Genomic DNA, 9,589 nt, shown 5'->3' on the forward strand with positions numbered 1-9,589 from the left:
CTGCTTAAGACTAGATTTCACTAGGAAACTTTTCGCATCTTTATATCTTTCCTAAGTATTTGCACCAGAACCGGAAAAAGCACCCTATTGGGATGCTTACTTGGATTTATTTCTAAATAACATTAAAGGAGACATGCCTATGTGATCATGTCCCTTGATGCTGAGAAACATCATCTACAGTTTTATCGCCATTCGACAATTTCATCGAGATTTTGTCTTGTTTTTGGGCGTTTGGGATCCTCTTTTCGATATCCGAAAGCGACCATACAAGCTAAACCAAAATCGTTGCCGTCAATGATACCCTCATTTTGCAAAATAGTGGTCACCTGCTTTTTATCAAAACCTTCTATCGGACAAGAATCAATACCGATTTGAGCCGCAGCTGTCATCATGTTTCCTAATGCTATATATGTTTGTTTGCTTGCCCATTCAAAAATGAGACGGTCATTATCTTCGAGTTCTGTTTCGACGAAGGATTTGTAGAAACCGGAAAGATTTTGCACAACTTCTTCAGGCATATGATGAATGTCTTTCATCATTTTGATTACGTGAACGGAATCATGCCTTAAGCCTTCTTTTCTTCTGGCCAATATAACTACAAAATGGCTGGCAGTAGGAAGTTGTCCCTGGGCACCACCGGATACAGGTTTTAATTTTTCGCGAAGCGCTGCATCCTGGATCACGACAAACTTCCACGGCTCCAAACCAACTGAACTTGGAGACAATCTGCCTGTTTCCAAAATAAAGTGAAAATCTTTATCCGAAATTTTTTTGTTGGTGTCAAACTCCTTGCAAGCATGTCTGAACTGGTAAGCTTTTAAAATTTCCTGTTTTTTACTCTCAGTTCCTATCATGTGGAATCACCCTTCCTTTTTAGTAATACTTTAATAAACCATATTTCTCCAAGAGTATTTCATTACCCTGCAAATCAGCTTAATAATCTATATTTCATTATATGGGGTCTCGCCACATCACAATCAAGCTAAGAAAAGCAAATGCCCTCAAAACGAAAAAAAGAGCTTGTATAGTTCAAGTTAGTACCAAATTACGTTCTGGGGTTACTATAAAATTTTAGCTTGATGGACATGGAGTCACGCCTACCGAATGACATAAAACCCACGTTAATACATCTTTTGAAAGTTGAATCCTTAATTTTAGTGCGCTAAGGGGCTTCTAAGCTATAAAAAGACAATAAATCTAAAAATTTACTTCTTTTTTTGTTTTAAATCAATTTTATATTTACGAAATATAAAATTGATTTATTTTAATAAGTATGGGATATTATAAAAGTTGCTTTAAAGTATCTGTATAATATCAATTTATTGAGGTGTTAAAAACTATGTTTTACGCGTTTATTCCAATAATTTTACTCGTTCTTTTTCTAGGTTTTTATTTAACAGATCCTAGAAGAATAATAAACGGTTTTTTATTTAACTTGTTTATAATTTCAATAATTATTGCAAGTGCGTATTTCTCTATGACCACAGGGAATAAGTATTTACTGTTAATTGCTTTAATACCTGCTGCGGTTGTTAGCTTTATGTTAAGTTTCGGCTTAGTTGCCTTAATATTAGGGCTGTTTCTAAATGCTAAGATTCTTATGAGCAAAGAAAGCCGACGTTTTGCAAATAGTTTAACTTTCGTTTTAGGTATATGTCTTTCGTTCTTTTTGGTAATTTCTTTAGTTGAACCGATTAACTTTTTCCCCGAAGCAATTCGAACACTTTACTGGGGAGCAGTTCTCATTTCTTTATATTTATTTGTAGATTTATCTAATTTCCTAACGGCCTATTTCCTGTACCAGTTCAATAGACCAAAATACAACCAGGATTTTATCATTGTTCTTGGTAGTGGTTTAATTAATGATAAGGTTCCGCCACTTTTAGCTAGCAGAATTAATAGAGCTATTGAATTTTATAAGAAACAAGAAGCGGTCTCCTCACCACCTAAAATTATTTTTTCTGGTGGACAAGGATCAGATGAGAATATTTCTGAAGCGGAAGCTATGCAGGAGTATGCTGTGAATAATGGGATTCCTCTAGAAAATACAATAAAAGAGGACCGTTCTACTACAACATATCAAAATATGCTGTTTTCAAAGGAAATTATGGAATCATTAAAAGGAACACAGTATAACTGTATTTTTTCCACAAACAACTTCCATGTGTTTCGCGCAGGGTTATACGCTAAAATAGTAGGGTTAAATAGCCAAGGAATTGGTTCGAAAACAGCCTTTTATTATTGGCCAAATGCGATGATTCGAGAGTATATTGCAATCTTCGTTATGAATCGTGTACGTCACAGTATTGTAATTGGAATTATTATGGGATTCTCTATTTTAGCAACTGTAGTAAATTATTTGTTTTTTTAAGGATGTTGTACAACTTATATTTTGGGAGTTATCTTAGGGCAGGAGTCACCTTAGGATGACTCCTCTTTTTGTGTTTATATGGTTTGGCTTATTTAAATAAGTTATATTAAATGTTAGACTACAATGCAAGTGATTGTGATGATATTGATTAAGAAGGCAGCTGTTGTAGTCGTCTTTTTATTATCTTACAAAAGTGTAATTTTCATGTCATGTTTTTGAATTTCTCCTCAAACAAAAAGGGGTTATGATAACAACATAATAAAAAACATGAGGTGAATGACGTGAAAAGATATATTACACTTTTTAGTATTTTAGTTGTATTTGCGACAATGTTAGTTGGTTGTGATGTGAATCGTATGGGAAAAGATGAATACTATGTTCAAATTACAACTGATGCGAAAATAAAGTCAGGGGTATCTAAAGAAGGCAATAAATACACGGAGTATAATTATGAATTACAAGGATTTGACGAAAATGGTAATGAAAAAACAGTGAAATTTAATGGATTTAAAGAACTTCGTAAAGAAGCATTCTTACGCGTGTTCCACTCCGATAAAAAAGGTGTAACTGCTTGGGAAGAAGTGAAGAAAGACGAGCTTCCTGTGAAGGTGAAAGAAAAATTAGACGTGAAATAAACGATTTATAATGGCGAACCCTCCTATTCGAGGGGGCTCGCCGCTATTTTTGTATTGATGGATGTGTGGCGATACCCCATACCCATCAAGCTAAGGTTTTAAAGTACCCCCTAAATGGAAATTTTGTGTTTTATAGCACCGAAGTTTGTTTTTATCGTTTTGGGGATAACTCGTTCTTCTAGCTTGATGGCGATGGGGTACCGCCAGCATTTTGGAAAAACCCCACGCTAAGAGCATGCAAGATTTTATGCAAAAAATCGGGAGACATAGGGAACTATGGGGAGGCCAAAAGGCACACCAAAATAGGAATGTATAAAAAAATGCATAGATCCATCGAACAAAAAAGGAGGTTCCCTTATGAGAGTAGGGGTTCCTCCTTGTCCTTGCTACCAATAATGTTGCGTTATGTTAACCTTATATGAATATCCTATACATCTAAAAATCTTAATGAATCGGTTCTCTCAAATGTTACAATTAGAAAAATAATATTGAAGAAACAAAAATCAACTATCTATAATTTAAGGAGTGAAGTTATGATAAGTGTTCACGATAATACAATTGTTTCATACCAAGTTAATCTTGAGAAAGAAGAAATTCGTATTCACACTCTTACTGAATCAGGAGACAATGTATATATAATTTTTTCAGGTGTCCTAGCACATTTTTTTGAAACCCAAATAAGTAACAGCATTATTTTTAATATAGACGAAGATCCACTTCCAGATTTTTTTAAAGAAAATAAGAAATTATTAGAGCAACAAAAAAATTATTGTTGGCCAATATGTTATGACGATATTAAAGAATTAGAGGAAACATTGATAAAAGAGAATTATTTTTATTACAACATTTGTGCATCTTATGGTCTAAGTGGTTGGGTGTTAGCTAAAAAACTTGAGATATTAGATTCTTATTAAATTAATGATGGTTTTAAATGTACTTCCAATAACGAAAATTATGTAAATACGAAACCCCTTCAGTAAGTAAACTGAAGGGGTTTTTTCTAGATACATTGAATACCGATAAGTGGGGTTATGTAAACTTATATAAACAGCTTATTTATAACGTAAAAAACAGAAAATTCATGATATAATAGACCTTATAATATCCATAATTCGGAAAAAATATTAGGAGGGAATTTATGCAATCATTTGTTGGACAAAATGTAATTAATTATAAAACAATAGATAAGCTGTTTCTAATTTTAATTTTACTATCTGGTACTTTAGCTTTTAGCATAGATCAATTTTTATATGTTACATTTTTCTTATTAGGGATTATGTTTATATATAGAAGCATAAGAGATTTGTATTTAAATGTTTCATATATAATTATTGGTCTTGAATTAGTAGTTGGTGTATTTCTAGCCATATATATGGCATTTAATTATTTAGTTGCTTAGATAAAATTATAAAAAAGAATACTGCCTTTAAAGGTGGTATTCTTTTTTATATTAATGAATTTTTTTTTGTTTACAGGTTTCTTGAACTTTTTATTTATAGGGTTTTGAATGTATACTTTTCTTGTTAATTTTGAGAATATCAGGGGAATCGTTGTGAGTTCAATGTTTCAGGTAATTTGAATGTAAACTAATATTTAAAAGTTTACTTTCAAATCATAATTTAAAACGTCAAATAAAGTATGTTTTTTGCTTATAAAACAGAAAGTGATTTACTATTATAAAGAAAATACATAATATTTGTAATATAATCATTGAGTTATGTATTTATAGAAATTGAAGGGGGATGACTATGGAGTTTATTACTTTTAAAGTAATTTGTATCTTTTTATTTTTAATGCTTATGACTTCTATAGAAGTTTTAGGATATGGAGTTCGACTTGTTGGAGCGAAATTGGCTTTAGTTGCATCGGCTTTTGCTATATATAATATTATGTCTTTAATTGCTCGATTTTCTAATATGTTTCAACAACCATTTACTGCTTCTTTGGTGGATAGTGCAGCGAAAAATGGTGGATTAGAATTATTAATTAAACAATTTAGATTTTTGTTATTAGGTTCTACTATGGGAGTAATACTTGGAGGGTTATTAGTACCATTTTTTATGAATGTTTTTTCTAAAGCGCTTGTACCTTTATCAAAAGATGGTTCGTTTTTAAACATGTTTAAATTAGTAAATAGCACCAATTTGAAAAGAATGAAGAACTATTTTGTTTTAGTAAATAAAAATAATCTAGAAGGGGTAAATTTAAAAAATATATCAATTAAATTATTTGTTATTAATACAATTGTTTCTGCCGTATTTACAGTAGGTGTTATGTCTGCGTTGTATGCAACTTTATTAGTTCCTGATTATGATAAAGCAGCGATGTCTTCATCTAATATTATTACTGGAGTAGCTACGATTCTATTAACACTTCTTATTGATCCTAAATTGTCTTTTTTAACTGATAAAGTTGTACAAGACAATCGTAGATATTGGGAACTTAAAAATTTTACATTTATGATATTAATTTCGAGATTATTAGGTACATTAGTTGCTCAGTTTATATTAGTTCCAGGTGCATATTATATAGCATGGTTTGCTAAATTTATTTCTTAAAATTTTTATATGAAAATCAATATATCCAAAGTAAACAAATATCTAAAAGTTTACTTTCGGTAATAACAAAAATATGCTTTGTTTTGCTTTTGGTATGAAATGCTTACTTGCTTATTTTCAGCAATTGCACAACACACAGTATCATTTATAAGATCTAGTTTTTGTTCATCTACAATAGGCATCGGTACTTCATTTTGCTTATCGTATAATTCATTCAGTCCTTCCAATTGTTCTTTTATTGCTGAAAATGGTTATCAAGACCTAAAATAAAAAAAATTAGCTAAAATAAAGGATAGTACATATTTTATATGACTAATATGTACTATCCTTTCTTATTCAACTAAAGCAACCGTTACTCTAAGTACATTTATTCACAATTCTCTTCTTTCAAACAGATTTCTATGAATTCAAATAAACCTTTTGCCTCAATAGAACGTTGTCCCCAATCATGCCAATAATATAGCACTTGTCCTACTACTCCAGATTCTGATGGATCTGTATCAATACAAAGATAATCCCCGCCACCATTTTCTGCAATTGGAATCCACTTGGAATTCCAAAGAACTGGTTTAAGCTCTTTTTCAATATCTGGCTCTAAATCATCATTTGGATCGAATTCTTCCTGTAAAAATTTCCAATTATCGATAATTTCGGAAGTAGGGGACAAAGTCAAATTCCTAACAAATGGATTTAGCTCGGGCTCCCAAACTTGTCCGTTATACACCCTGTAAAAGTTCTTCATCTCTTCAGGAAGTGTAACCCCCCAGTGTATCCTCAATAATTTGAAACTCTTCATCACTTGCACCTGGCTGAAGATTTAATGATTCTTTAAAGTTACCTTCAGAATTTGATCCTCTTTCAATAATACATTGCCATAACCATTCAGCTTGATTAATCATGCTATTTATCCTCCTCACACGTCTCAAACATTTTTCTCCCTACCCTTTGAATTGTAAATCCTTATGTATATTTAATATCAGTTACATGACCAATCTCTATATATAATACCTTATCATTTTGGTTCATAATTCTTAACTCATTTCGAGTCATCTCGTAAAAATGAATATGGCCAATTTCTGAATGCAATTTGTGCTGTTTGTGGTATGAAATGTTTACTTGCTTACTTTCAGCAATTGCTACCCCTAATAATAAGGGACTCTATTTTTTATGTATATCTTATAGTTCATTTTATTTTATAAAGAAAAAAGCCCCGGATAGGACTATATGATTTTCTTCATACCGCATTGACGACATTCTCTTAAAAGGATGAAATCTTTAACGGAACTCTTGAATGAGGTATTGCCGCAATTGTCGCAACGACCGCTAATTGTATTATCAAGACCTAAATTAAAAAAAGATTTATAAATTAAAGGTCATAACATATTATATATGACTAATATGTTATGACCTTTGTTATCCAACTAACGCACCCGTTAGTTGATTAAGAAATGGTCCTAATTCACATATAAATGCAAAACATTTTCCTGTTTCTCATACCTTCCCTTTATTTCTCCGATACCATCAATTGTAAGCGAATCAACATTTTCAATGGGATTATTCTTTAATATCAGATGTAATTTAATTATATTTTGAAGTCCACCCTTACAATAGGCAATAACAGGTTGTTGTACAAGATAGTCTTCATTGTTAATTCTTACTTTTATAAAGTTCTTATGTAAAAGACTATTTTCAAATGGGACGATATTCATCGGGTCAAAAGATTTAGCAGTTATTTCACCTTCAATAAATAGATGAATTCCTTTTTGTTGTTCAAAATTTCCAAATGTATTTTTTCTATTTTGTATAGCAAAATTAATTACTTCCTCTGTTTCAGGACTTATTTCTACGTTACTTATTTTTATAAAGTCATCCGAAAGTTGTTTAAATATATCGTATAATGTTTCCTCTTTACCCCAAAAACTTTCCTTCCAGCCTGGTGAAAACTCATCTAGTAACAAACACATAAACAAACCTGAACTATAACAACTCTTTCGTATATCAGAAGTGGATTCATATTTGTCCATAAGGTGTTGTCCATATTTTTTTAGAACTGATTTGTAAGCTATCGGTTTTTTTTCCGAGTAAGCCTTTAGTTCAACATACAACGCAGGTCCTTCAATTGTTTCAATTAAGTTTTCGTATAATAGATAATTATTAAATTTAGCAGCTCTTTTTTCTCTTAGGGCAATGAAAGTATTAAGATATAGTTTCTTTTTAATAATATTATTTTCTAACACCGCACTAAAAAGGTTGGTTCTTTCCTGATTTCGTAATTCCACATTTTCTTTTGATAACGGATATGTGATTCCCATAATTTCATTCGCGAACCGAGTTTCGCCCTTAACATATTGAAAACCGTGGAATAATTCGTGTACGAGAATAGAATATAAACTTTTATAATCCTCATACAATTCGATATTTACAATTGCTGTTGGATAATCATTATAAAGAATAAGTGTACAACCATTAAATTGTTCATCCCAATTTAAAATTTGATAATTATTTTGTTGATTTTTTTTCATTCTAGGATGGTTGAAAAGATAAACATAACTCTTATCATATAATGCGTAAGCAACCGATTCAAAACCTGACCAATAATTATCCAAATTTGCATTTACTAAGTCTTTGGAAATTCGATTAAGATATTTATTCATCCTTTTCACCTCTATATAAAAAATCCATTAAATGTAAATTCTCTTAGGGATGAAAAATATCCTTTTTCAAAAGAGGGCTTATTCAACTAAACTGCCCCGTTAGTTGAATAAGAAGGGGAGAACGTTGTTCTCCCTCATAACTTTTTATAAACATCTGCATAAGCTACTTTCAGTTGTACTCTTAATTGCTTGTTTTCCTCTTCCAACTTTTGATTTTTTCTTTTTAGGGATGCAATAAGTGCATCCTTGTTGTTTTCATTCATTTCTCGCTTTACTTGTTTGGGTGTAGGCACTTGTAATTGTTGATTTCGCAATGTTTCAATTCTTGAACGGAAGTCCTTGTTGTTATAGAGTGTTGCTTTGGATACATCAGCTTCACTGGCTACACTGTTAAAGTTTATTTTTTCATTGGCTTTTAAAAGCCTTTTAATAGCTTCGTCTACTTTCTGATAGGTATTTGCCTTTCGTTTGGCATGAATCGTTTTCAAATGTGCAGAACGGTCATATTCAGCCATTTTTAACACCTAACTTTCTTTTCATCCGATCTTGTCTACCAAAGATAACATTTCCATCTTGGAGGGTATTTAAAATGTTTTGGTAACGTTGTAGATTCTTTTGGTTCCTCTCCGCAATATCCTCTCTACCACGTTGTTTTGCTATTTCAATTGCTTTCGTAGTGGTTTTAATGTTGAAGTTCATATTTTTGTTTATCTAACTCTGAAAAACCTACTGCTAAGTCTTTACAAGGGGTTTGATTATCCCCACAAGTTAGACAAGGAGGTGCTTCCATATGAGGACAGTTTCCATTAGTTTACATTCAAACTACCGAAAACATTGACTTTACCCCAATCCGCCTAATACCCTCAAAATCAACAAGAAAAGTATACATTCAAAACATTGTAAATAAGGCGTACCGCCAAATATAAAACATATCCATAGGGAAGCGTGTAGCACTTTGCTATAATAACCTTGGAACTATTTCCTAATTATTGATGAAGGAGCTTAGACATGGAAAAGATTAATAGAATATTAAGTGATTTTGCTAAGGTTAATGAATATGATGGCGTAGGTCATGTTTATAGACTATATCTTTTATCAGAAAATACAAAAGAAGATATATGTGAGCTTATAAAAAAGGATATAAAAGCTACTAGTGACGACACAATAGAACTTATACAGTTGAATGAATGGCAGCGGGATTTCCTTTCTTGTGAATTCCCTGAAAGTGAAGAGTATTGGTTCGGAACAATACCCAGTGGATATGATTTGAAAGGATTAACACCGAAGGAGTTTATAATAGAACAGTTATTGAATACATTTGAACAAGGGATTGGAGCAGTTTATTGGGTAAAATTAGATATAGGAGCCTAT

General features: G+C 31.6%; 10 protein-coding genes and 4 pseudogenes. 6 read left to right on the forward strand and 8 right to left on the reverse strand.

Features of this window, described 5'->3' with window-relative positions; translation table 11 throughout:
- Nucleotides 1–182: 182 nt before the first annotated feature.
- On the reverse strand, nt 183–854 hold the full coding sequence (locus tag BAQ49_RS29730; RefSeq protein WP_071748221.1) for an NAD(P)H-dependent oxidoreductase: 672 nt from the start codon (nt 852–854) through the stop codon (nt 183–185).
- Between the two features lie 485 nt (nt 855–1,339).
- Here BAQ49_RS29730 and BAQ49_RS29735 point away from each other — a divergent pair, with 485 nt between their 5' ends.
- The 5 genes from BAQ49_RS29735 (at nt 1,340) to BAQ49_RS29755 (ending at nt 5,564) form a co-directional block, all read left to right on the forward strand.
- Nucleotides 1,340–2,371, forward strand: a complete 1,032-nt coding sequence (locus BAQ49_RS29735) for a YdcF family protein (protein WP_071748222.1) — start codon at nt 1,340–1,342, stop codon at nt 2,369–2,371.
- Between the two features lie 281 nt (nt 2,372–2,652).
- On the forward strand, nt 2,653–3,006 hold the full coding sequence (locus BAQ49_RS29740) for a YxeA family protein (protein WP_071748223.1): 354 nt from the start codon (nt 2,653–2,655) through the stop codon (nt 3,004–3,006).
- Nucleotides 3,007–3,539: 533 nt separating this feature from the next.
- Nucleotides 3,540–3,920: a hypothetical protein gene (locus BAQ49_RS29745; protein WP_071748224.1), complete on the forward strand. Its 381-nt coding sequence runs from the start codon at nt 3,540–3,542 to the stop codon at nt 3,918–3,920.
- Between the two features lie 224 nt (nt 3,921–4,144).
- Complete coding sequence (locus BAQ49_RS29750) at nt 4,145–4,405, forward strand: hypothetical protein (protein WP_071748225.1); 261 nt, start codon at nt 4,145–4,147, stop codon at nt 4,403–4,405.
- Nucleotides 4,406–4,754: 349 nt separating this feature from the next.
- A complete protein-coding gene (locus BAQ49_RS29755) occupies nt 4,755–5,564 on the forward strand; it encodes a lipid II flippase family protein (RefSeq protein WP_071748226.1) in 810 nt (269 codons plus the stop codon).
- Nucleotides 5,565–5,635: 71 nt separating this feature from the next.
- On the opposite strand, the pseudogene BAQ49_RS29760 reads toward BAQ49_RS29755, so the two are convergent.
- The 7 genes and pseudogenes from BAQ49_RS29760 to BAQ49_RS29785 form a co-directional block, all read right to left on the reverse strand.
- A pseudogene (locus tag BAQ49_RS29760) lies at nt 5,636–5,803 on the reverse strand (YolD-like family protein); the annotation flags it as partial.
- A gap of 128 nt (nt 5,804–5,931) precedes the next feature.
- Nucleotides 5,932–6,463 (reverse strand): annotated as a pseudogene (locus BAQ49_RS29765) (SMI1/KNR4 family protein).
- 61 nt (nt 6,464–6,524) lie between these two features.
- Nucleotides 6,525–6,698 (reverse strand): hypothetical protein, encoded by a 174-nt coding sequence (locus BAQ49_RS32605; protein ID WP_116733521.1) that lies wholly within the window; start codon nt 6,696–6,698, stop codon nt 6,525–6,527.
- A gap of 86 nt (nt 6,699–6,784) precedes the next feature.
- Nucleotides 6,785–6,886, reverse strand: a pseudogene (locus BAQ49_RS33800) (DUF8096 family protein); the annotation flags it as partial.
- 132 nt (nt 6,887–7,018) lie between these two features.
- Nucleotides 7,019–8,218, reverse strand: coding sequence for a hypothetical protein (locus tag BAQ49_RS29775; protein ID WP_071748227.1), 1,200 nt, complete (start codon nt 8,216–8,218; stop codon nt 7,019–7,021).
- Nucleotides 8,219–8,352: 134 nt separating this feature from the next.
- A complete protein-coding gene (locus tag BAQ49_RS29780) occupies nt 8,353–8,733 on the reverse strand; it encodes a DUF6262 family protein (protein ID WP_071748228.1) in 381 nt (126 codons plus the stop codon).
- A pseudogene (locus BAQ49_RS29785) lies at nt 8,726–9,026 on the reverse strand (tyrosine-type recombinase/integrase); the annotation flags it as partial. The pseudogene BAQ49_RS29785 and the gene BAQ49_RS29780, both read right to left, overlap by 8 nt.
- Nucleotides 9,027–9,226: 200 nt before the next feature.
- On the opposite strand from BAQ49_RS29785, the gene BAQ49_RS29790 reads away from it, so the two are divergent.
- On the forward strand, nt 9,227–9,589 hold a 363-nt coding region (locus BAQ49_RS29790), incomplete at its 3' end, for a hypothetical protein (protein ID WP_071748229.1).

It is taken from the genome of Bacillus proteolyticus, assembly GCF_001884065.1.
GTDB classification, from domain to species: domain Bacteria; phylum Bacillota; class Bacilli; order Bacillales; family Bacillaceae_G; genus Bacillus_A; species Bacillus_A proteolyticus.

Coding starts and splice junctions, on each gene's coding strand:
- BAQ49_RS29730 (WP_071748221.1), bottom strand. CDS start 854: ATGATAGGAACTGAGAGTAAAAAACAGGAAATTTTAAAAGCTTACCAG.
- BAQ49_RS29735 (WP_071748222.1), top strand. CDS start 1,340: ATGTTTTACGCGTTTATTCCAATAATTTTACTCGTTCTTTTTCTAGGT.
- BAQ49_RS29745 (WP_071748224.1), top strand. CDS start 3,540: ATGATAAGTGTTCACGATAATACAATTGTTTCATACCAAGTTAATCTT.
- BAQ49_RS29750 (WP_071748225.1), top strand. CDS start 4,145: ATGCAATCATTTGTTGGACAAAATGTAATTAATTATAAAACAATAGAT.
- BAQ49_RS29755 (WP_071748226.1), top strand. CDS start 4,755: ATGGAGTTTATTACTTTTAAAGTAATTTGTATCTTTTTATTTTTAATG.
- BAQ49_RS29775 (WP_071748227.1), bottom strand. CDS start 8,218: ATGAATAAATATCTTAATCGAATTTCCAAAGACTTAGTAAATGCAAAT.
- BAQ49_RS29780 (WP_071748228.1), bottom strand. CDS start 8,733: ATGGCTGAATATGACCGTTCTGCACATTTGAAAACGATTCATGCCAAA.